This is a genomic window from Acinetobacter qingfengensis, from assembly GCF_008693185.1.
Taxonomy (GTDB): domain Bacteria; phylum Pseudomonadota; class Gammaproteobacteria; order Pseudomonadales; family Moraxellaceae; genus Acinetobacter; species Acinetobacter qingfengensis.
Window position 1 is genome coordinate 162,443 of sequence record NZ_VXKN01000002.1, and the last position, 24,838, is coordinate 187,280.

At 37.3% G+C, this 24,838-nt stretch carries 16 protein-coding genes; 7 read left to right on the forward strand and 9 right to left on the reverse strand.

What is annotated here, in order from left to right; all coding sequences use genetic code 11:
• Window positions 1–6 precede the first annotated feature (6 nt).
• The gene (locus F4V57_RS03285; RefSeq protein WP_070069705.1) at window positions 7–1,053 is read right to left on the reverse strand and encodes an NAD(P)H-dependent flavin oxidoreductase; all 1,047 of its coding nucleotides are present in this window, start codon (window positions 1,051–1,053) and stop codon (window positions 7–9) included.
• Window positions 1,054–1,368: 315 nt separating this feature from the next.
• Here F4V57_RS03285 and ptsP point away from each other — a divergent pair, with 315 nt between their 5' ends.
• The 3 genes from ptsP to F4V57_RS03300 are packed head-to-tail and all read left to right on the forward strand — an operon-like array spanning window position 1,369 to window position 6,883.
• Window positions 1,369–4,218 (forward strand): phosphoenolpyruvate--protein phosphotransferase, encoded by a 2,850-nt coding sequence (gene ptsP / locus F4V57_RS03290; RefSeq protein WP_070069706.1) that lies wholly within the window; start codon window positions 1,369–1,371, stop codon window positions 4,216–4,218.
• Between the two features lie 3 nt (window positions 4,219–4,221).
• Window positions 4,222–5,160 (forward strand): 1-phosphofructokinase, encoded by a 939-nt coding sequence (pfkB, locus tag F4V57_RS03295; RefSeq protein ID WP_070069707.1) that lies wholly within the window; start codon window positions 4,222–4,224, stop codon window positions 5,158–5,160.
• A gap of 1 nt (window position 5,161) precedes the next feature.
• A complete protein-coding gene (locus F4V57_RS03300; RefSeq protein WP_070069708.1) occupies window positions 5,162–6,883 on the forward strand; it encodes a fructose-specific PTS transporter subunit EIIC in 1,722 nt (573 codons plus the stop codon).
• Between the two features lie 154 nt (window positions 6,884–7,037).
• Here the strand turns inward: F4V57_RS03300 and F4V57_RS03305 are convergent, their stop codons facing one another.
• Window positions 7,038–9,083: a sensor domain-containing protein gene (locus F4V57_RS03305; protein ID WP_171257533.1), complete on the reverse strand. Its 2,046-nt coding sequence runs from the start codon at window positions 9,081–9,083 to the stop codon at window positions 7,038–7,040.
• Window positions 9,084–9,439: 356 nt separating this feature from the next.
• On the opposite strand from F4V57_RS03305, the gene F4V57_RS03310 reads away from it, so the two are divergent.
• Window positions 9,440–9,823, forward strand: a complete 384-nt coding sequence (locus tag F4V57_RS03310; protein WP_070069710.1) for a DUF3144 domain-containing protein — start codon at window positions 9,440–9,442, stop codon at window positions 9,821–9,823.
• A 39-nt stretch (window positions 9,824–9,862) separates the two neighbouring features.
• Here the strand turns inward: F4V57_RS03310 and F4V57_RS03315 are convergent, their stop codons facing one another.
• The 3 genes from F4V57_RS03315 to sohB all read right to left on the reverse strand — a co-directional run bounded on the left by F4V57_RS03315 (window position 9,863) and on the right by sohB (window position 14,489).
• Window positions 9,863–12,619: a M16 family metallopeptidase gene (locus F4V57_RS03315; protein WP_070069711.1), complete on the reverse strand. Its 2,757-nt coding sequence runs from the start codon at window positions 12,617–12,619 to the stop codon at window positions 9,863–9,865.
• 296 nt (window positions 12,620–12,915) lie between these two features.
• Window positions 12,916–13,410 (reverse strand): hypothetical protein, encoded by a 495-nt coding sequence (locus F4V57_RS03320; RefSeq protein WP_070069712.1) that lies wholly within the window; start codon window positions 13,408–13,410, stop codon window positions 12,916–12,918.
• 116 nt (window positions 13,411–13,526) lie between these two features.
• Window positions 13,527–14,489 (reverse strand): protease SohB, encoded by a 963-nt coding sequence (gene sohB / locus F4V57_RS03325; protein ID WP_070069713.1) that lies wholly within the window; start codon window positions 14,487–14,489, stop codon window positions 13,527–13,529.
• A 280-nt stretch (window positions 14,490–14,769) separates the two neighbouring features.
• Between sohB and F4V57_RS03330 the strand changes: the two genes are divergently transcribed.
• Both F4V57_RS03330 and F4V57_RS03335 read left to right on the forward strand, forming a co-directional pair.
• Window positions 14,770–16,593 (forward strand): ABC transporter ATP-binding protein, encoded by a 1,824-nt coding sequence (locus F4V57_RS03330; RefSeq protein WP_070069714.1) that lies wholly within the window; start codon window positions 14,770–14,772, stop codon window positions 16,591–16,593.
• Window positions 16,594–16,901: 308 nt separating this feature from the next.
• Entirely contained in the window at window positions 16,902–18,788 is a 1,887-nt protein-coding gene (locus F4V57_RS03335) for a bifunctional metallophosphatase/5'-nucleotidase (protein ID WP_070069715.1), read from the forward strand.
• A gap of 243 nt (window positions 18,789–19,031) precedes the next feature.
• Here the strand turns inward: F4V57_RS03335 and F4V57_RS03340 are convergent, their stop codons facing one another.
• Genes F4V57_RS03340 through F4V57_RS03355 form a run of 4 tightly spaced genes read right to left on the reverse strand, consistent with a single transcriptional unit; the run spans window position 19,032 to window position 24,083 of the window.
• Window positions 19,032–20,150: an ABC transporter permease gene (locus F4V57_RS03340; protein WP_070069716.1), complete on the reverse strand. Its 1,119-nt coding sequence runs from the start codon at window positions 20,148–20,150 to the stop codon at window positions 19,032–19,034.
• A 4-nt stretch (window positions 20,151–20,154) separates the two neighbouring features.
• Window positions 20,155–21,285 carry an ABC transporter permease gene (locus tag F4V57_RS03345; RefSeq protein ID WP_070069717.1) on the reverse strand — a complete coding sequence of 377 codons (1,131 nt, stop codon included), beginning with the start codon at window positions 21,283–21,285 and terminating at the stop codon, window positions 20,155–20,157.
• Window positions 21,282–23,069, reverse strand: a complete 1,788-nt coding sequence (locus F4V57_RS03350; protein ID WP_070069718.1) for an ATP-binding cassette domain-containing protein — start codon at window positions 23,067–23,069, stop codon at window positions 21,282–21,284. The genes F4V57_RS03345 and F4V57_RS03350 overlap by 4 nt, the downstream gene beginning before the upstream one ends.
• 6 nt (window positions 23,070–23,075) lie before the next feature.
• Window positions 23,076–24,083, reverse strand: a complete 1,008-nt coding sequence (locus F4V57_RS03355) for an HlyD family efflux transporter periplasmic adaptor subunit (protein ID WP_070069719.1) — start codon at window positions 24,081–24,083, stop codon at window positions 23,076–23,078.
• 116 nt (window positions 24,084–24,199) lie between these two features.
• Between F4V57_RS03355 and F4V57_RS03360 the strand changes: the two genes are divergently transcribed.
• On the forward strand, window positions 24,200–24,832 hold the full coding sequence (locus F4V57_RS03360) for a TetR/AcrR family transcriptional regulator (RefSeq protein WP_070069720.1): 633 nt from the start codon (window positions 24,200–24,202) through the stop codon (window positions 24,830–24,832).
• The last annotated feature ends 6 nt before the right edge of the window (window positions 24,833–24,838 follow it).

The following is a 24,838-nucleotide window of genomic DNA, read 5'->3' on the forward strand; positions in this document are numbered from 1 at the left end:
CGTACATCACTTACTTTGTATTTCTTCAATCAATGTCTGCATTAATGGTCCAGCATCCAGACGACGGATTTCGGCCACATTTGCTCCAGCCCAATATGCAGCAAACCCATCATCATTATCTTGTTTACTGGCAATTGCATGTAATTGTTTTGCCAAATCATAAGTATAAGGATACCCTGCATGTTCAGGACGATTCGGCTGATCTATGAGTTCCTGCCAATAATTAAATAATCCTCTGGCTGGCCGACCTGAAATGCTGTCTGTGATCTGGGTAATACTTTCATTAAATAAGGCTTCACGGTAAGAGTCATTTGCCGCAGATTCTGCACACTGAACAAATGCTGTACCCAATTGCGCGCCTTGTGCACCAAGTTCCAGATATAAAGAAATATCCTGACCTGTCATGATGCCACCCGCTGCAATGATTGGTAATTGCACATAATGCTGTAGCAATAAAACCAAATCGATAGTAGATAATCCACTATCACAATTGGCATTAAATAGCCCACGATGTCCACCGGCCTCAATGCCTTGAGCAATCAGGATATCAATACCAGCTTGCTCAGCAAGTAAAGCTTCACTTAACTGAGTAACCGATGCAATTGTCACAATATCAGCCTGTTTTAACCGTTGCATTTGTGATGCTGTAGGCAATCCAAAATGGAAACTGACAGCTTTGGGATGAGTATCCAGTACCACTTCAAGTAAGTCATCATTTTCAATAAAACTTTGATAAATTTTATTTAGCTGCTTTGGTGCATCTTGTTGATAATCAGAGAAATATGGTGATAAGTAGTTTAACCATGCCTGTGCTTGATCAGCATCATAAACTTCTGGCTGGTGACAAAAAAAATTGACCTGAAAAGGTCGATCAGTTAATTGTTTTGTTTTTAGAATTGCTGCTCTAGCCTGTTCGGTCTGACTTGCACCTAAACCTAAACTTCCAAGGCCACCTTCATTAGATACAATAGCCGCTAATTCTGGTGTAGAGACACCTGCCATCGGTGCCAAAAATATTGGATATTGAATATCAAGTATATTACAAAGTTGCATTTACGATCTCCCTTTCTTGTTTCAAACAATAGTAGCACAAATCAAATATCAGAATTTATTTAAATCAAAAATGTTCATTATTTATATAATTATCGTTTCTTTCATAAAGAATGAAATCTTATTATTTATAAACAAAATTATTATTGATTGCAGAATATTCATACAATTACTTTTTATTTTTCCAAATATTAACAAAATAAATAATACACTTCATAATCTAAGACTGTATTTTCACTTCAAACAAGGTAGAATCCTGTATTCTTTTGCCGTTTGAATTTGCGCTTCAACGCAATTAATTTTTTTCATAGGATTTTTATGCTAGCACTAGATATACAACATGTTCGCATGAATCAACGAGCTGCGAACAAAGCTGAAGCGTTGCAGTGTTTAGTTAATATTTTAGTAGAAGATCAACTTGTTACACCGCAATATTTGGAAGGTTTACAAGCGAGAGAACAACAAAGTGCAACTTATCTAGGTCAAGGCATTGCCATTCCGCATGGCACGCCACAATCTAGACAGCATATTTTAAAAACAGGCGTTCGATTAGCGCATTTTCCCGATGGTGTTATCTGGGATGGTGAAAATACCATTTATCTAGCGATTGTCATTGCTGCAAAATCAGATGAACATTTACAGGTATTACAGATTCTTACTCGCGCCTTACTCAATGATATTTCAGAACAAGTCAAAATCGCTGATACACAGCAACAACTGATTGAGCTTTTACAAGCGCAACCGCATTCTTTGGCACTACATGAAAATTTGATTGAAACACACGTTTTAGCTGAGGATCTTGATGATTTACTCTGGCATAGCGCACAGTGTCTTAAACAACAAAAAATGGTCGAAACCGGATTTATCAGTGCATTAAATCCGCAACACATGATCCATCTTGGTGAAAACATCTGGTCAATTTCTGCAAACCAACATGTATTAAGTCCTGCTGTAAGTATTGTAAAAGCTGAAAATACACTCCAATACCAGGATAAGAATTTACAGACACTGATCTGTATTGCAAGTAACGAACAATTGGATTTAATACAATTTAATCGCTTAATGGATGTCCTGTTTGATCCTAATCAACAACAACAACTACATGATCAACAAGATGCACATCAAATTGCACAACTGATTGGTGCAGAGATTATTCCCGACTGGCCGACTCGTACCGTTATTCTTGCCAATGCTCATGGATTACATGCTCGTCCATCATCCTATTTAGTCAATATCTGTAAAGGGTTACAAGGTGAAATTCAGGTTGCTGTCGATCAGGGACAATATGTTTCTGCCAAAAGCGTAACCCGATTACTATCTTTAGGTTGCAAACGTGGTCAAAAACTTACCTTTATTGCTGAACCTGAAACTCAGGCAGCGGTACAGCTTGACCAGATCATTGAAGCTGTCAAACAAGGTCTGGGCGAAACTGTTGAACCCATTGATGAGAGCAACCTTGTTCAGGTACAACAAACACCTGTTTTAGATTTTAATAACGATCAGAGTGATCAGCAAAATAAAGGAATTGCAGCTTCATCAGGGTTGGCTTTTGGACCAGCCCATGTCGTAAAAGCAAGAACTTTTCAATATGATCGTTATGGTCATAGTCTTAAATCCGAAACAGAAAAATTAGATATTGCCATCCATTCAGTCAAAAACAGTATTCGTCAATACATTACCAAAACAGATATTGATGCGATTAAGCAAATTTTTACGGCACATCTGGAAATGCTGGAAGATCCAGATCTTTTGCAAAATGTACATAAAAATCTTGCACAAAATTTATCTGCTCCAGCTGCATGGCATGAATATATTGAATCCGCAGCCAAAGCACAAGAAGCATTAAATGATCATCTACTTGCAGAACGTGCTGCTGATTTGCGTGATATCGGTGATCGGGTATTGGCTGTTTTATGTGGTGTAGAAGAAATTAAGGAACCCGAAACGCCATATATTTTGATTAAGCATGATATTGGTCCAAGTGATGTTGCCAAATTAAATAAAGATCGCGTGGCTGGAATACTTACAGCCGTTGGTGGTGCCAGTGCACATAGTGCTATTGTTGCTCGTGCACTAGCAATTCCTGCTGTGGTTGGTGCAGGTTCATCAATTTTACAAATTAAATCGCATACTACTGTGCTAATTAATGGCGATAATGGTGAATTCGTCATTGAACCAGAACCAAACTTAATCGATCAGGCAATTGCAGAAAGACAACGACAACAACAGATCAGATATGAAGCTGAAGCACAATGTCAACATAATGCAATTACAATAGATGGACATCAAGTCGAAGTTGCTGCCAATATTGGTAAAGTACAAGCAACTCAGCAGGCCGTAGAGCGTGGTGCTGAAGCCATTGGTTTATTAAGAACCGAATTGGTATTTATGCAGCATAACAGCGCACCAGATGAAGCCACCCAAGAAGCTGAATATCGCATTGTAATGAATACACTGGCAGGTCGCCCACTTGTTGTTCGTACACTAGATGTTGGTGGGGATAAACCTCTACCGTACCTACCAATTCCAGAAGAGGAAAATCCATTTCTGGGTTTAAGAGGAATTCGTTTAACCTTACGCAAGCCGGAATTGTTACATCAACAATTAACCGCCTTACTCAAGGCAGCAGATGATCGCCCGTTGCGTATTATGTTTCCAATGATTGGGCGCGTAGAAGAATGGCGATCTGCCAAAGCCATTCTGGATGATGTACGCATTCAATACCCTTGCAAAAATCTTCAAGTGGGTATCATGATTGAAGTTCCGGCAGCTGCACTACTTGCACCAATTTTGGCCAAAGAAGTCGATTTTTTTAGTATTGGCACCAATGACCTTACTCAATACACTATGGCCATTGACCGTGGGCATCCCCTACTTTCTGCCGAAGCCGATGGGTTACATCCAAGTGTTTTACTATTAATTGATCAGACAGTACGCGCAGCACATGCACATGGCAAATGGGTCGGTATTTGTGGTGAACTTGCAGCAGATCCAAAAGCAGTCCCTATTCTTATGGGACTAGGGGTTGATGAACTCAGTATGTCGAGTACCAGTATCCCGTTGGTTAAAGCACAAATTCGTCAATTAAATTATGCACAAAGCCAACAACTGGCACAAAAAGCCCTCAGTTGTGAAAGTGCTTTTGATGTTCGTCAATTGGTAGGATAAATCATGACTACGATTTTATGTATTACACTCAACCCAGCCATTGATGTCACACTGCAATTAGATATATTAAAAATTGGCGAAGTTAATCGTCAGCAAAATATTGAATGCCATGCAGCAGGCAAAGGACTCAATGTTGCACAAGTGCTAAAAGATCTTGGACATAAAGTCATTGTGACTGGATTTTTAGGTCAAAATAATCGTCAAATTTTTGATCAACATTTTGCTACACAACATTTTCATAATCAATTTGTGTATGTTGAAGGTGAAACCCGTCAAAACATCAAAGTTGCTGAACAATCAGGACGCATGACGGATATCAACGGAAAAGGTTTTCTGGTTTCTGAGCAACACAAGCAGCAATTACAACAACAAATTTCGCAATTGCTTGAACAATTTGAAATTGTAGTCATTGCTGGAAGTTTACCTCAAGGTTTTAGTACATTCGAACTTGCCGAACTGATTAAGTGGCTCAAAAGTAAAGGTAAAAAAGTTGTGGTTGATACCAGTGGTTCTGCATTATCCGCAGCAATTTCTGCACAACCGTGGATGATTAAACCCAATACAGATGAACTTGCAGAAACTTATCTGCAACCAGCACAAAGTTATCTGCAACAAAAGCAACTCTTTCAGTCACTTCAAATACCCGAAATTGAACATATTATTGTATCCATGGGGGAACTTGGTGTGAATTGGTTGGGACAACAACAGGATTTTCATGCCAATGCTCCAAAGGTTACGGTAAAAAGCACTGTTGGTGCAGGAGATTCTCTACTTGCAGGCATGATTCATGGGTTAATTCAAAAAAACTCTGCACAGGAAACCTTAAAAACAGCAACGGCCATTGGTAGCCATGCAGTCACCCAGATTGGTTTTCATATTCCCCAAAATTCCATTATTGATGATTTGAAGCAACAAATTTCAGTCACTGCATTGAGTGAATAAGATGAACGAAATTAAGCATATTTTATTCGTGCCTAACAGCACAGAGCAGCAAATTAATGCAACTATTTTTGCCAAAAAATTAGCCACCATTGCTTCTGGCTTAGGGTATAAAAGTCAAGTTACACAATCTTTTGAAAATTTAAATGTTGATACTACTGACCTTGTTATCATTATTGGTCAAAAACCACGTCAGCTTGAATCATTGCAGGATAAAAAATTTGCGCTTGTCAATCTATCCTCATTACAACAAGATGCTGAACAAATCCTTAAAAATGCCATTGCAACTGCGCAACCGGCTAATGAATTTACACAAAAAAATCAAGTACAAACAACTTCCGATCAACTAAAATTTGTTGCAATTACTGCCTGCCCAACAGGAGTTGCGCATACATTCATGGCTGCTGAAGCATTACAACAAGGTGCAGCAAAACACGGCTATCAAATTGATGTAGAAACTCAAGGTTCTGTTGGTGCAAAAAATATTTTATCGCCACAAGCGATTGCCGAGGCAGATATTGTAATCTTGGCAACTGATATCGAAGTGAATACTGATCGCTTTCTCGGCAAACGTGTTTATCGTTGTGGTACTGGATTTGCGCTGAAACAAACCGATAAAGCCTTTAATGCCGCAATTGAAGAAGCACAAATACTTAGTTCTGGCAAACAATCTCAAACCAATGATACCAATAAAGAAAAATCTGAAAAAACAGGTACTTATAAGCATTTATTAACCGGTGTTTCCTTTATGCTACCAATGGTTGTCGCTGGTGGATTATTAATTGCCTTATCCTTTTGTTTTGGGATTAAAGCATTTGAAGTTGAAGGTTCACTTGCCGCAGCATTAAAACAAGTCGGTGATGCAGCATTTTTACTCATGGTACCTATGCTGTCTGGTTATATTGCCTACTCTATTGCAGATCGTCCTGGTTTAGCACCAGGACTAATTGGCGGTGTATTGGCCAGTCAGTTACAGGCAGGGTTTTTAGGTGGTATTATTTCAGGCTTTTTAGCAGGATATTTTGCCTTATTTTTAGCAAAGAAACTCAAACTTCCACAAAGTCTCGAAGCACTTAAACCTATTTTGATTATTCCGTTACTCGGTTCATTGGTTGTAGGTTTGGCAATGATTTATGTCATTGGCAGTCCAGTTGCTCAAGTGTTCCATGCGATGGAACATTTTTTAAATAATATGGGAACTACCAATGCCATTTTAATGGGCATGATTCTGGCAGGAATGATGTGCGTGGATTTGGGTGGCCCAATTAATAAAGCGGCTTATGCATTTACGGTAGGATTATTAACCACACATACCTATTTACCTATGGCAGCAACAATGGCCGGTGGAATGGTGCCAGCGATTGGTATGGCAATTGCCACATGGATTGCAAAAAGTAAATTTGAACAGGCAGAACGAGATGCTGGTAAAGCATCATTTGTATTGGGTTTATGCTTTATTTCTGAAGGAGCCATTCCTTTTGCAGCCAAAGACCCAATGCGTGTTATTCCAAGTGCTATTATTGGTGGCACAATCACAGGCGCATTAGTTGCATTTTTTCATTGTGAGCTTATGGCGCCACATGGAGGAATTTTTGTACTATTAATTCCTGGTGCGATTAGCCATGCAGGTTGGTATCTGTTCTCAATTGCAGTAGGAAGTATAATTACAGGTATAATTTATGCAATACTTAAACAAAAACAAGTCGCAACACAACAGTTGGCTTAACTGATCAATTTATACAAGCCAGCCAAAAAATCTTTTTGGCTGGCACTGAATCTAAAATAATGCTTTTTTTCTATAAACTTTATACAAAATTCCCCATATCCCTAAAATTATAATTCGCATTAAATACCAATTAGAAGGGATCCATTACAAAGGCTTAAACGTTATCTTGTACAACTAAAAATTTTCTGGCAGATGCTTCAGGTAATGCTTTGTTATATAAGAATCCCTGACCATAAATACAACCACTATTCACGACAAGATCTCGCTGCTCAATAGTTTCAATTCCTTCTGCAATGACTTCTAAACTTAAACTCGGGGCTAACTGACAAATTGCCTCAATAATTGCTAATGCAATCGGGTCACTTTGAACACTACGCACAAATTGACCATCAATTTTGACATAATCCACTGCAAAAGTTCGTAAATGTGTTAACGAGGAATATCCTGTTCCGAAATCATCTAAAGCAATTTTAATTCCATAATCTCTTAATGTTCTCAATGCACGCTTAACGAAGTCCACTCCACGTTGAACAAAATGATGTTCAGTGATTTCAATATTAATGTATTCTGCTGGAATACGATATTGTTCAAGACGTTGAATAAATTTTTCTGCACAATCATCACGTAGAAATTCAATTGGTGCAATATTGATGGAAACAGGTACAGGTTTTAAACCACTATTCATCCATTGATAGATATCATTAAAAATCTTATGTTGCATGGCTTCACTGGTTTTCTTCGCCCATTCATAATTATGAAAAGCTTCCAGTAATTCACCGGGGAAACGAAGCATTCCTGTTTCATCATGCCAGCGTAATAAAGCTTCAAAACCGATGGTTTCACCTGTCAATAAATTCACTTGAGGTTGATAATAAGGGGTGATCATATCTTTTTGGATAATCATACGTGCGACATTCAACTGATCCATGGCAACTTCAACACTTTTTAATGCATTGATATCAAGTAATTCGACACTACCTCGTCCACGAGCTTTTACTTCATTGAGTGCAATATCAGCACAACGTAATAACTCAGTTCCCACTTCACTATGATCCGGATAAATTGCACAGCCAATACTCATACCACAATTCACAACCTTACCAGCAAAATAAACAGGTTGTTCAATCAACTTTAAAATTCTCTCTCCAACTTCAATTACTTCATTTGGGTCATGTATCATTGGAACGATAACTGCAAACTCATCCCCACCCAAACGGGCTACAGTAATATCGCTAGATAACAATGTATTCATGCGATTAGCAATCACTCTTAATAAATGATCGCCTGCAATATGGCCCAATGAATCATTAACATTTTTAAAATGATCCAAATCAATCATTAATAAACCCAATTTCTTTGCAACATTTTTATGTTGATTAATTTTTTTAGCTAAAAGTTTTTTAAAAAGCCGCCTATTTAACAGTCCCGTCAAATCATCCAACTCACTGGCTTTTTTAAAAGCATCCTGAATTAGACGCTGTTCCGTAATATTTCTTGAGATACCCAATATACGAACTACTTGTCCATGAATATCATATTCTGGTGTTAAAATATTATCCCAATAAACCTGCTGTCCCTGATTATCTAATATGTCCATTTCAAAACGAACAAATTCACCCTGATTTGCTTTTTCTATTGCATTCAAACAACGTTTTTGCATATTTTTAGGTAATAAATCTGTCCAGAACATACCAAATTTTTGTTCATTTATCGGTAAATTCAGTGCCTGACAACCAGCCTGATTCATATAAATTAAACGAGAATCCGGATGGAGAATTTTAATGCAGTCGACACTGGTGTTAAATATATGTTTTTGTTGTTTTATTTGTTCATTGACCGACTCTTCCATACTAGCATTAATATCAGATGCCTGAATAATGAGTCCTGAAATATTACCTGCTGAATCTACAATTTCCAACTTGGAAAGCATAAACCAATGATATTGGTCATTAACAAGTTGTAAACGGCATTTTAGAATATGGGAAGGTTCTGAGTGTTGTTGTAAAAAATTATCTAATGCAACATAGTCATCAATATAAGTTATTTTTTTCCAAATACTTACATCATACTCATATTGGTTTATCGCAAATTGCTCACACCATAATTGATTAAAATATACCATTTCATTATGATTATATTTAATGGCAATTAATTGTGGTAATTTTTCACACCAAATTTGATTATCTAAAATCTCAGCCATTGAATTCATCCAATATTCCTAACACAAAATCTGGATTATTATTTAACATCCTATTAACGTATCATTTTATACAAACCATTAAAAATATAATATAAGTTTATAAAAATAATTACCTAAATCTATTAATAAGTTGAGCTTATCTTAAATCAACACAGATCATGTCACAAGTACCGAGCCAAAGTTTATTTTCAATCTGTATTTTACTTTAGATAAAATGAATTGATGCATAAAATATGTACGTTCATTCCTATTGTATAATACTTATGTTAAATATAAATTAAGTTTCAGCTTTTGCGACTTAAACATTTTTCATCTGTTATACTATTTCAATCATGTTTTAATTAAGAGTGTATCTGGTGTCTAATCGTATTGATGCAACTGATGTTACTGAAGAAGAAGCATTAAATGCTACTTTTTTTAATTGGGCAGATCAGTTTATTAAACAGGCCAATGAGTTTTGTCGTACAAAACCCGGTGAACAAGCCAAACCGGCAGAAATACGTGGACAAGTCAGTGCATCATTACTCTTTGCAGCTGCACGTTTTAATACTTGGGTGAGCGCCAATACATTTAAAGATGGTCAAGAAATGCTTGAGGCCAAAGAACAGGTCATGGCCTATCTGGTACAGCAATTTCAAGCCATGCTAGAAGATAATTATGATGAATATTGCGAACAATTTGATAATTATCTACGTTTTAGAAAAATGGAAGAATTTCACACACATAAACACGATCATTAAGCAAAATGCCTCGAAATCATCGAGGCATTTTTATTGATATTACTTTTGTTGTTTGCCGTATTGGTCAGCCATGACCTCAACAAAATGTTCAGGTTTCAGATATTGTCTGATTACACGATTGACATCTTGTACAGTCAGTTTGGCAAATTCCTGATCACGCTTTTGACGATCCAGTAGCGTTTTATCATGCTCAAGTTGATAATTTAACATGCCATGAATGGTACGACTATCATTCAATTGAACTAAGCGCTGTTTTAAAATATCGGCTTTGGCTGCTTCCAACTCCTGCTGAGTAACACCGTTTTTAATAAATTCTGCAAAAACCTGATGAATCACCTGACTCACTTCCTGTGATTTATCCACCTGATAGTCTGCACTAATTGTTAATGTACTAAGATCTGTATCAGCGTCGCGGTTTAAGTTACTTCTAAAACTATACACCAATGCATTTTTTTCTCTTAATCCCTGACCCAGACGAGAAGAAATTTGTGAATTTCCTAAAATCCTATTCATCACCACTAATGCAGCACTATCTGGATGCTGATCCCCAATAGGCATTAAAAGCACGCCACGATAACTTCCAGATTCTCGTTGTTCAGCCAATACATGATGTTTTTGTGCTTGATAAATAAAATATTGATTATTCACAGGCTGATACGGCTGGTATTTATTCCACTGACCAAGTTGTTGTTCAAGGTCTGCTCGTACTTTTTCTATATCAAACTGCCCTGTCACCGCAACCTGCGCATGATCCATGGCAATATATTGCTGATAAAATGCTTTTACTTGCTCATTGTCTATTTTCTGCAATTGTTCTTTGGCAAGTTCCGGTTCAAAATGATAACGTAAGTCTCCAGGTTGATAACGCTCCATGAGTCGCTCAATCGTCAAAGCTGAAACCAAATTAGGTTCTGTAAAAGGTTGCTCAAGCGAACGTAAAGATTGTGATTTAGCTAAATCAAATTCCTGCTGATCGAATCGGGGATGTTTAAGAATATCCATAATAAAATCAAAATAAGCCTGAAAGTTTTCTTTACGGGCATTTAATGTGACAGTTAATCCATTGCCTGAGCTAGTTACACTGGCACTGCCATCTAGCGCAATACTTTTATCAACAATCTCCTGATAAGAATATTTATCCGAACCACGCAATATTAGGTATGCAAGAAAATCCACAACACTTTCTTGATTTAATAAAGCCTTTTCATCCAGAAATTTTAAGCTAATTTTTGCATAAACACGATTATCTTTGGTGTCTACAGGATACAGTGCATATTTAACACCGTTAGATAATTTTCCACGTTGAATATTTTTTTCCGCAGTATTAATTAATTGTTTTGAAAGACTTACATCTGTTTTAATTTCTTTTTGATAAGTTTTAACGTCCTTAAATTCTTCTTTTTTGATTACATTTGATGTATGCAATGTTGCCGTAGAACTGGTTGCTGTCAATGCTTGTTTTTGTGAATCAGGTGTAGGTTGAATAGTAGTTGCCAAGCGTTGTGATGAGGTAAAAACCTGTTTAATCACCTGATTAATCTGACTAGCATTCAACGCCAATGAAGCATTTTGATCAATAAAATATTGATCCCAGTTTCGTTGATTAGCAATGTATTCACCTAAAATTGATCCCAATAATACCGAGTTGGCGAGAACATCCTGTCTAGTATTTTTGATAATATTCTGTAGTCGCTTTACATCACTTTCTGTGTAAGGCTGCCCTTGCTCTACATTCTGAATCAAATCTTGTTCGACCTTTGTTGCATCTTGCGATGGTGTGTACCATGCCCCAACAAAAAGTAAATTAAAATCAGGCGTTAACCATATTGTTGACAAAACATTTGAACTGACCCCTGTTTTCACCATGTTTTGATACAAACGACCACTAGGTTCAATCGTCAGTAAATATGGAAGCATAGGTAGTGCTGTTTCAATATCAGGCCGATTTTTTGCCATATATATATTAAATTTTCCATATTTACTGCCTTTCTCTACACTGAAGTGGCGCTGTGTTACTATCGATAAATCAACTACAGGTTGTTTCACACTCACAGGCAATGTTTTCGCCGAAATAGGTGTAAAGTTTTTGTCAATCTGTTGCAGCATGTCCTGTAAATCGAACTTCCCTGTGATGACTATGGCTGCATTATTTGGTGCATAATATTGCTGATAAAATGTTTTTAACTCGGGTAATTTAATCGATTTTAATTCATCGAGATCACCGATCGGCAAGCGCCCAAATGACTGATTACCATAAGCTGCCTTAAATACTTGATCAATCATGATTGATAACGGCTGGTCTAATCTCATTTCACGTTCACGACGGACGATTTCAATTTCGGTTGGAATAAACTTGTCTTGTAAAACCAGTTGGTCCATACGTTGTGCTTCCAAATATAAAATCTTGTGATAAGCATTTTTATCAGGGCGAATCGTATTAATGTATCGAGTAGAATAGTAATCTGTACTGGCATTATTGGATAAAGTAAATTGATCAAGTTGGCGCTGGAAGGTTTCTCCCTGCACATTTTGAGTGCCCTTGAATGCCAAATGCTCCAGTAAATGTGCCAACCCGCCTTTTCCCTGTGGATCATTTAGGGATCCGGTAAAATAAATGGTGTTCATATAAATTTTACTTTCTTGAGGATTGGGCGCCAATATAACTTTTAAGCCATTGTCCAATTTATATTCATAAATATTTTGCTCAGTCTTAACCAAAACCGGAGCAGCCCAGACATTTGCAGTTATACCCAAAACACATAGTGTTAACGCTATTTTTCTTACACTTAATAACATTTAATCTTCCAGTTTATTTGATGTCTTGCTGATTTGCTCAATAGGCAAACTGGTTGATACTTTACGTTATAATTTTATTTTATAAAATGTTTGTTCTCATTTTTTTGCATCATTAAATTTAAAGGAATCTTTCTATGCTTTTCTGCATTTGAAGTTGATTATTTCCTAATATTCACCCACTTTATTCTATTAAATTATACTTTAATTTAGAATATTTAATTAAGACAAAATCCCCTAAATATGAATCACAATCATCAAAAAGATATGGCCAGTCATTTTACTGGCCATACCTATGATTATATGGTCATATTTAATACAGATTTTGGAATATCAGCTTGCCAGCTTTGTTTCAGTGTTGGCAAGTAAAATGGCGTACCTAACTCTACCAACTCTGCATCTAATAAACTATGCGTAGCCAATAAAAATACATAATCAGCTTCAAGTAAATTCAAACGTATCTGTTTATGCTGAAAATTTTTACGTATTTGTTGAGCCTGTTTAACCAGCTTATTGGCATCATCTTGCTGTTTAAATTTGGTTAATGCAGATAGTCGAATTTCAACAATTGCCCATTCTTTAATCAGTCGTTTAAAGAGTTCCAAAGCATGACGATCGCTTTCCCAAGTCACCTGATCCAATTGACTTTCATCTTCGGGTAATACCGGAAGCAATAAATCAAAAGTGGAGGGGAAAATTTTCTTAAAATTCATCATAAATTTAATCGGATCTTCACCTGGATAGTCATGAAATTCGATATTTTTTTGACTGTCTTTTAAGAAAATATGCAGCATAATGATACTCTAAGAAAAATTTATAATATTGTAACCATTGAATGGCAGGCTTCCTACCTTTATTAATAAAATCTCAAGAAAAAATCAGCCACTTAAGGCTGATTTTTATTTTATGCTTAAAATCTGGAATCACGCAATAAGACGCGTTCCAAACCTATTTTATGCAGGCTTTCCTGAGCAGCCTGTACCACTACAGGTAAAACCGATTGTGTAATTTGGGCAGCCTGTAAGCCCAGTTTTTCGCCTAAGGTCGGTTTTTTACGAGTATTGATGATGTAAACATCATGTTTTCCCAATAAATTCTGTAGATATGCATCAGAAGTTTTTAATTCATCAACCAGTTTTAGACGTTTGGCATCTTCACCATACCAATGCTCACCTGTTGCAACTTCCGTTACATTAAGTTGTGGACGGTAGTTTTCAACGAAATGTTTGAATAAATGATGGGTTTGCTGCAATTCCTGTTCAAATTTAGCTTTACCTTCTGTGGAGTTTTCGCCAAACAGGGTAACCGTACGTTTATATTCACCAGCAGTAAACACTTCGTAATCAATATGATGTTGTTTCAGTAATTTATTAAAGTTTGGTAATTGTGCCACCACACCAATAGAGCCCAGGATAGCAAAAGGTGCAGCAACAATTTCATTAGCAATACAGGCCATCATATAACCACCGCTGGCTGCAACCTTGTCAACACAAATGGTTAGGTGAAACCCTGCATCTCGCAAACGCACCAGCTGTGCTGCTGCCAGACCATACCCATGTACCACTCCACCCGGGCTTTCTAAGCGAAGTACCACACGGTCCTTTTGTGCTTTGGCTGTCGCCAGAATCATGGTAATTTCTTCACGTAATTGTTCAACAGCACTGGCTTGCATATCTCCTTTAAAATCCAGTACAAATATTTTTTGATTATTTTTTTTGCGTAATACCGCTTCTTTTTTCAATTGTGCTGCTAACTGTAAAAGTTCAATTTTTCCCATAGTACTTTGGGCAATACGTTTACGCTGCTGATCTACTCGACTATTTAAATGCACAACACGTAATTCTGAAGGAAGCTTGGGTAAATGAAATAGCATAATCGTTTTTATCCAGTCACGTTAATTTTTTTGATATGAGGGTGCGCTGAAATTTTTCAAGTTGGATGATTGGTTAAACATATCACCAGATCATTCCAATAATACAATGAACATTTTTATTTCTTATTATTTTCTATCAATACTTCCTTCCATAACGATTAATCCATGATGCAGGGTCAACATCGTTTTTCCATCTATTTTCTGTTATGCTAGCTCGGCCTAAAATCATTAGTATAGTTAGAATTTAGATATCAACTTTCCGATCAGGAATCTTTAGTTTATGTTGCGTTGGTTTGAAAAAAGAGTGGATGCCTATCCCAGTGATCATCTAAACGAACCGTTACCTAAAACTTTTTTTGCGTTTATCTGGCAAGCTACTCAGGCTTTTCGTCCCTATTTAATTTTATTAGTGTTGTGTACTGCTGGGGCTGCCAGTTTTGAAGTGCTACTCTTTTCTTATATTGGGAAATTGGTGGACTGGATCAGTAATAGTGACCCACAGCATTTTTTGCAAGATCATGCCAATAATATATTGCTATTACTGGCTTTACTTGCTGCAAATTTTTTCTGTGTATTGATTCAGTCAATTTTAAAACATCAGATTTTTTTTAGTAATTTCCCCATGCGTTTACGCTGGCGTTTTCATAATCTGTTATTACAGCAATCTCTTGATTTTTTTCATAATGATTTTGCAGGACGCTTATCAGCGAAAGTCATGCAAACCGCGTTGGCTGTTCGTGAATTCTGGATGATTCTGGCAGATATGCTGGTCTATGTCAGTATTTATTTTATTACCATCAATATTGTATTGGGTTCAACTTCGCCGTTTTTAATTATCCCGCTTATGTTATGGCTGGTTTTATTTATTGGCATTGCTATATTTTTTATTCCACGCTTAGGTAAAATTTCTCAACAACAGGCGGATGCACGTTCCGTAATGACCGGACGCATTACCGATGCCTATACCAATATTCAAACGGTAAAGTTATTTGCACATGCCGGTCGTGAAAGTCAGTATGCAAAAGAATCCATGCAAGAGTTTATGGTGACAGTATATAAGCAAATGCGACTGGCAACATGGTATGAAATTTCAATCAAATTTCTGAGTGCTTTTTTATTTATCAGTGTAATTGGTAGTGCCGTATGGTTGTGGATCATTGGCGAAGCAGAATTAGGCATTATTGCGGCAACCACTGCCATGGTACTCAAACTGGATAGTTTATCTGGGTTTATGATGTGGCATATCACCATGCTGTTTGAAAATATCGGTACTATTCAAGATGGCATGAAAACACTAGGCAAGCCGATTTTGATTCAGGATCAGCCCGATGCAAAACCATTATCCGTCAACAAAGGCAGTATTGAATTTCGTCAAATTAGCTTTGCCTATAATGATAAAATCATTATCGATCAATTTAATTTAAAAATTGCCGCAGGTGAAAAAATTGGAATTGTGGGACGTTCAGGTTCTGGAAAATCCACACTGATCCAGTTGTTATTGCATTTTTATCAGCTAAATCAAGGAAAAATTCTGATTGATGATCAGGATATTTCAGGAGTAACACAAGATAGTTTACGTAAAAATATTGCGCTGGTTAGTCAGGATACCTCTTTACTGCATCGTACTGTGCTAGAAAATATTCAATACAGTAAACCACATGCTACAGATACAGAAATAGAGCAAGCGATTGCTCAAGCACAAGCCACAGGATTTATTCCTCAATTGGTAGATATGTATGGTAATCAAGGTTTATCGGCTTATGTTGGTGAGCGTGGGGTCAAACTCTCTGGTGGACAACGACAACGAATTGCCATTGCACGAGTTTTCCTGAAAAATGCGCCTATTTTGGTTCTGGATGAAGCCACCAGTGCTTTGGACTCAGAAGTTGAATCAGCAATTCAAGAAAGTCTGGAATGTCTAATGGAAGATAAAACTGTAATTGCCATTGCACATCGCTTATCCACAATTGCAAAGATGGATCGTTTGATTGTATTGGATCAGGGACGAATTATTGAACAAGGTTCACATCATGAATTGATCCAGAACAATGGATTATATGCTCAACTTTGGGCTAGACAAAGTGGTGGATTTATCGAAAACTGATTTATGGAGTTATTGCAAAAGCCTTTAAATTATTTGAAAGAAAATAAGGAAATTATAGATAACTTTGCAAGAATTCTATTTCATCTTTAAATGATACTTTCCTTTATTTCTGCCTAAGTCGCTTTCTGTTAAGAGATTGAGCATAAAAGGATAATTATTAGCATTATTAATGATGCGAAAAATGAAAAAAATCGATTTATTTTATTCTCCTGTTATCGATCTAGTCATGCATCATTATTTACCTTTTTCATCATACATTCATAAAAACACAATAAATTGTCGGACTTATCAATTTAGGGGGAATAGATATGAAATATTCAGCTTTGATTCAATGCTCTACATTATCTGCATCAATTTTAGCGTTTAGTGGTTGTTCTACAACTCCGATAAGTTTATCAAAAACCGTATCACAAGATAGTAATCAGGTTGTAGATATCATTGCTTTTAATGACTTTCATGGAAATATTGAACCACCTAAACGTTGGATAATAGCACCTAAACCGTTATATCCTAATGAACATAACCAAAGCATAAAAACCATTGAAAATCAAAATCTTGCTAAAAAATATAAAAACTCAACTGAAGAAATTATTACACAAAACTCAACAAAGAAAAATGAATCTGAAAATATTAACGTACCCGCAGGAGGTGTAACTTACTTGGCCGATGCTATTCAAAAATTACGAGTACAAAATCCTAATAATATTGTGGTTTCAGCAGGAGATTTAATTGGTGCATCCCCACTTATATCCTCTTATTTTTTAGATGAACCAACAATCGATGTCATGAATGACATTCATATTGATTTAAATGCGGTTGGTAATCATGAATTTGATCGAGATATTCATGAATTGCAACGTAAGCAAAATGGTGGTTGTCAGCAATTTACCACGACAAAACCTTGTCAGATTAATAAAAATTTTATGGGAGCACAATTTAATTTTTTGGCAGCAAATGTCACAATGAAAAAAGAAAATCATCGCACCATTTTTCCAGCCTATAAAATAAAAAAATTTGGTGGTATTCCTGTAGCCTTTATCGGTTTAACATTAAAAGGTACACCTGATATTGTATCCATGCCTTTAAATGAGAATTTAGATTTTCATGATGAAGCAAAAACAATAAATGCTTTAATTCCTGAGCTAAAAAAACAAGGGATTGAAGCCATTGTCGTTGTTATCCATGAAGGTGTATCTCCAAGTACAAAATTAAATGAAAAAACGTGTAAAGGTTTAAGCGGGCCACTTTTAAATATTTTAGAACAATTAAATCCTGCTATTGACATTGTCATTTCCGGACACACGCATCAATCATATATTTGTGATTATTCAACAGTTAACCCAGCAAAACCATTTTTACTTACATCGGCTGGACAATATGGTATGTTAGTAACTGATATTCGTATTGAATTAGATGCAAAAACTAAAGATATTATTAAAAAAGATGCAAAACAGATTATCGTACAAGGCGAAGGATTCTCAACCAACACCACTACACTCAATACCACACCATTATATGAAAAATTTAATAAAACACCTAGTGTGGAAGCTATTTTAAAGCCTTATCGTCAAGCCATTGCAGATATTTCTAACCAAATTATTGGTCGTGCAATATCAAATATTGAAAGAATAGAAGTTAAAAGTGGAGAAAGTCCTTTAGGTAATTTGATTGCAGATGCACAACAAGCAAGCGCCAAAAAAGCTAATAAATTAGGTTCTGATTTTGCCTTAATGAACTCAGGTGGCGTACGTGCACAATTACAAATGAACAAACAAAATGAAATTAACTATGGTAATTTATTTTCGATCCAACCATTTGAAAATCCTGTTGTCACTTTAAGTTTAACAGGAAAACAAATAAAAGCTTTGCTGGAACAGCAATGGTCTGATCACAATCCTTCAGAAGCAAATATCCTGTACCCATCTCAAGAATTAAGCTATCAATACAGTATACATAAACCACTCTTGTCCAAAGTCAGTAATATTAAAATATCTGGCATTCCACTAGATGAAAACAAGATTTATCGTGTCACTGCAAATAAATTTCTTGCAGAAGGTGGAAATAATTTCTCTATTTTTAAACAAGGTCAGGATCGTGTTGAATCTGGCTTGGATATCGATGCCTTAGTCAATTATATCAAGGCCAATTCACCAATTTCAGCACCCAAAACAACTCGTATTAAAGTTATAGATTGAAGCGATTTAATATAAAAAAAGACAGCCTTAAACTTTCTAAAGTTATGGCTGTCATTCATCAGAATTTTGATTTTTTAAATATTTTAATCACTAATACCGAGCTTTTTTACAGGGTAATCTTAGCTGATATATCTGCAATAACCAATTCTAAAAAAAACAGTAAATTACCTAGGTGATTTATCTATTTTTGATCGCTGATATATATTTCTATGTCAAAGCATATTTTTAAAACCAAAAATATGCTTAAGACAATCGATTTCTAAATAACCAAGCGGCAAGCGGTAACGTAATAATCGCAAGAACGATCATGGGTAAAAAATCTGATTTCACTTGTGCAAAGGTCGCACCTTCCAGATAAATACGCTGTACTAGATCAATTCCGAAACGTAACGGATTGGCATACGTTCCTATTTCCAGTACATAAGGCATGTTTTGTACTGGTGTTAATAATCCGGATAACAACATGAGTGGCATAATGAGAAAGAAAGTAAAAAGCATAGCCTGCTGCATATTCATGGAGATGGCAGAAATGGATAGACCAACACCAACCACAGCAATATTGAAACATAACAAGCCAAAATAAAGTAATAATAATGAACCATTCATTGGGATCTGAAACCAGAATATAATGATCAACAAAATAATGCTGGACTGCATCAATCCGACAAAAATAGGCGGTAATGCTTTGCCGATCATGATATGAATTGGACTATAGGGTGTTACCAGTAATTGATCAAATGTACCCTGTTCTCTTTCACGAGCAACGGATAATGCAGATAATAATAAAGTTTGCATCATGCTGAGAGCTGCAATCAGTGACGGCATCATGCCCCATCTGGATTCGACATTGGGGTTATACCACGTACGGGATTCGATGCTGATTGCAGAAGAACTCCCCGAACGCTGTTGATTAAATTTAGCTACAATAGTCGCAATATAAGACCCGGCCATACCTGCGGTAGAGGAATTCCGCCCATCCAGAATGACCTGAATTGGTGAAGTCTGCCCCTGATTCAGTTTATTCTCAAAATCCTCGGGAATAATAATCACCGCTAATGCTGTGCGCTGATCAATCATTTGTTTTATTTGAGTATTATTATCTAGTGTGGCGGTTCGTTTAAAAATACCAGAGCCTTCCAGATCATTAATTAATTGCACTGAAGCCTGACCTTTGCTTTGATCAAGTAGTGCATAATCAACATGGTTTACATCGTAACTGGCAGCGTAACCGAACAATAATGCCTGTATCAATGCCGGTGCAAATAAGATTACGCGATTGGCAGGATCACTAAAAATCACCAAAAATTCTTTTTTTACGATAACCAGTAAGTAATTTAACCAGATAATAGTTTTATTGATCATAGTGTTATCTCAGACGTTTTTTTAGTGACAAACAGGAAGCTATGGTAAAAATCACGATATACAACATTAAGATTGCGCACTCCTTAAACCATAATTTCCAATCATCGCCTCCAAGGAACAGCGTTTTGATCAATGTCATAAAATGTGTTGCCGGTAAAATCTGACTGATGATTTGTACAATCGCTGGCAAATTACGGGTATCAAAGACGAAACCGGATAACATCATCGCCGGCATAAAACTGACTAATAATGCCATCTGACTGGCCTGAAACTGACTTTGTGCAAAACCTGAGATCGTCAGTCCCAGCAATAATGACACCATTAAATAAAAAAACGATGCACTTAAAATGGCGAATAGCGACGCACGCATTGGTACATGAAACAAAAAATGTGCTGCGATCAGGCACATTACAATATCAATCATGCCAATCACAATATATGGAATGAGTTTGGCAAGGACAATTTCTAGCGGACGCACAGGTGTAACAAATAAGGCTTCGAGTGTGCCACGCTCGCGTTCACGAGCAATCAGCAAACCTGTCAAAAATGCACCAATTAAAGTTAAAATTAATACGATTAAACCCGGAACAATAAACCACGTACTATTTGAAGATTCGTTGAACCACATGCGTTGTTCAATTATGACCATGCCTATAGATGAACTTGTCTGCTGACGATCTGCCTGAATGGACTGTGCTGTGTTTAATGCCCCTGAAATATAGCCCTGCAAAGCCGATGCAATTGTGGTTGAACGACCATTTAAAATGACTTGTACCGTTGTCGTCCCTTGCGAATTTTGTTGGGCAAAATCACTGGGCAAATTGACTATGGCATCAATTTCTGCCCGTCCCATCGCCTGTTCTGCCTGATAAAAACTCGGATATTGGCTGACTTCAAGATATGTTGTACCTTTTAAACCTGTGATCAGTTGCTGACTTTGCGGCGTTTGATGTTGTACCACAACCCCGACTCGCCCATGACTGAGATCAAAAGACAAGCCATACCCAAATAATAAAATCAGAATAATCGGTAAAATTAGTCCGATCATCAGACTGCTTTTATCCCTGAGTAATTGATGCCCTTCTTTTGCAGTCAGTGCACCTAGTCTTCGCCAGAATAATGTAAGATCTCTCATGCACCGGCTCCTTTGCTTTGCCGTTTTTGTGCACGAGCCTGCTCTACAATGGCAATAAACGCGCTGTTCATATCGGTTGCACCTGCACTATTGGCTTGTTGCCGTACATCTTTGGGTGAACCTAATGCCAGCATTTTTCCAGCATCCTGAATGGCTATGCGATCGCAATATTCCGCTTCTTCCATAAAATGTGTAGTGATAATAATGGTAATGCCCTGATTGGCTAACTCACCAATGGTGTACCAAAATGCCCGTCTGGCCAGAGGATCAATACCACTGGTCGGTTCATCGAGAAATAAAATTTCTGGTTGATGCAACAAAGCCGCAGCCATTGACAAGCGTTGCTTAAAGCCATTAGGTAATTCACCGCTGATCGCCTGTGGTTTTAAATTAAATTGTTGCATGGCATTTTCTATTTGTTGGTGAAGTCTTTTCCCTGATAAACCGTATGCACCGCCAAAAAATTTTAAGTTATCCAGTACAGTTAAATTGCCATATAAAGCAAACTTTTGTGATACATAACCAATTTTTGCCCGTGCCTGTGCCCGAGCATGGCGTAGATTTACGCCGGCCACATCTAATGTGCCGCTTGTAGCCGGCAATAAACCGCATAACATTCGAAAAGTAGTGGTTTTACCTGCCCCATTTGGCCCCAGCAAACCGAAAATTTCACCTTGCTGTACCTCAAAAGAGGTACTGGCAACTGCGGTAAAATCACCAAATTTTCGGACTAGGTCTTTAACCACAATGATAGGACCTTGTGATACGGCATGTTCAACTTGAATATGCTGTACCAATTCCTGAGAGTGATCATTTTGATCAATAGACTGTGCCTGATGTTGTGCCTGATGCAGAAAGAACATAAAGGCATCTTCAAGTTCGGGCTGCCGAGATTGTACAATCGTGCCTTGTGGTAATTGTCCAGAGGGTAATTCAGGGCAATTCTTTTTGGTCATGAAGCGCACCACATCACCTTTGGGTACGGCATCGGTAATATATTGATGATTCTCCAATAAATGTGCCTGCAATGTTCTGGCTTTCATGGTTTCAGGCGGTTTTGCCTGCCATGTCAATCCTCTTATTTGCTCACTTAACTGCTTTGGTGTACCTTGCTCTAATATCTTCCCTTCATACATGACATAAACTTCAGCACAACGTTCGGCTTCATCCATATAGGCTGTGCTGATAATGACACTTAAATTTTCCTCTTTGACCAATTGTTCGATAATGCGCCATAGATCACGTCGGGATAATGGATCAACTCCGACGCTTGGTTCATCGAGTAACAATAATTCGGGTGAGCGTACCAAGGTACATGCCAAACCTAATTTTTGCTTCATACCACCTGACAGTTTTCCGGCAGGTCGTTCGGTAAATTCGGCCAAATCTGTAATGTCCAATAATCGGGCAAAACGCTGTTGTCTGATTTCCTGTGCAACATTATGCAAATCGGCATATAGATTTAAATTTTCCTGAATACTTAAATCTTCGTACAAACCAAACCGTTGTGGCATATAGCTAATACGGTTTTGTATTTGCTGTGGATTTTTTGCCGCATTGATGCCCAATACTTCAAGAGAGCCGGAACTTGGTTGATATAAGCCTGCGATCAAACGTAAAAAAGTGGTTTTTCCGGCACCATCCGGTCCAACCAATGCTGTAAGCTGCCCTGCCTGAATTTGCATGTTTAAACCCTGCAAAGCAAATACATCAGGCAATTTTTTGTTTTCAGCTTTAAAACTTTTTTGTAAATCTTTGGCAATGACCACACTGGAATGATTCATCAAAATTTACTCTTTTGTCGAACCTGATTGAATTTTAACCGTAACAGGCTGCCCCATTTTTAATTGATCATTCGGATCTTTCACATAGATCCGCACCTCATACACCAGATTTGTACGAATATCTTCGGTTTGTACAGTTTTAGGCGTGAATTCTGCTACAGATGAGATATAGCCAATTTTCCCGCTAATCGGCTGATCAGGTTGTGCATCACGAATAACCTGTGCTGTGCCGCCCATTTTAATGTGACTTAACTCTTTTTCATTGGCATATACTCTGACCCATTTCGGATCAGTCAGTGCCAAGGTGTACACTGTTTTTTGTGCCGTGGTCATATCGCCCACTTCCTGCAATCTGGCACGTACAACCGCATTGACAGGTGAGCGTAATTCACTCTGCGAAATCTGGTAATCAATTAAATCCAGATTGGATTGACTTGCATCATATTGCGCTTTTGTCGCAGCACGGTCTTCGCTTCGGGCACCTCTTTGTAATAATGTTAAATTGGCTTGACGTTCTTTTACTGTCGCTGCTGCTGTCGCCTGAGTACTTTTGGCATAGTCCAGTTCCTGCTTGCTAATGGCCTGACCCGATGTGGTATGATTTAACACTTGCAAGCGTTGTAAATCCTTATTGGCTTTTTCCAATTGCGCCTGTGCCGAAACGATTTGTGCTTTAGCCTGCATAATTTCTTCAGGACGGGTTCCGGCATCCTGTTTTAAAATTGCCTGACGTTGTATATCGAGCTGCGCTTTGGCTTGTTGTGCCTGAATGCTAAGTGCATCGGTATTTAATTCTGCCAACAATTGCCCTTGCCGAACTTTATCGCCTTCTTGAGCAGTTAAATTTTTAATCCGCCCCGATTGCTCAAATGCCAATGAAACTTGTCGAATGTCGACATTGCCATAAAGTACCAATGCCTGTTCAGTATCTTTATCCTTATAGAAAAACCAATACACACTTATTGCCAAAGCAATAAGTGCTATCCCCGAAACTGCAATCAAAGCCTTTTTCATATCAAGTAACCATTCACTGACTACACACTGTAGTTTAAATTCAATTTAAATTTAAACTATACCAAATTATCAAAAAAAGATATACTTAAAACGTAAAATTCAATTTAAGGTCAAATATGTCTAGAGCTAGACGCAGCGATGGTGATTTAACCAAAGCGAAAATTCTTGAAGCCGCAGGAAGTCTGATCGCCCAGCATGGTTTTGCTCAAACCAGCAATAAAATGATTGCCCAAGCAGCACAAGTTGATCTGGCTGCCATTAATTATCATTTTGATGGTCGTGACGGTTTATATAGAGCGGTTTTAGTTGAAGCACATGCACACTATCTTGAAGAAAATTTTTTATTGGAATTACTGGCAAGTTCACATCACCCCACACAAAAACTTGAGCTTTTTTTTGAAATGTTAGTTGCCAAATTAGCCGAAAAAAATGTTTGGTATAACAAGGTATTTATTCGTGAATTTTTTTCGCCTACCTCCTATTTAAAGGACTTTATGGCAAATGATGGTGCAAGAAAATTTCAGGCAATGCGATCTATTATTAGTCAGGCATCTGGCATAGATGAAAACCATCCTGCGCTATTGCCGTGTATTTTGAGTGTCCTCGCCCCTTGTTTAATGCTCATCATTTCAAGTAATAATGTTCCAACACCAATACACAGTATTTCTCAAATGAATGAAAAACAACTGGTTAAGCATTTCATGACATTTTCTTTGGCTGGATTAGAGGCAGTCAAAAAGTCAGTCTAAAGCCAG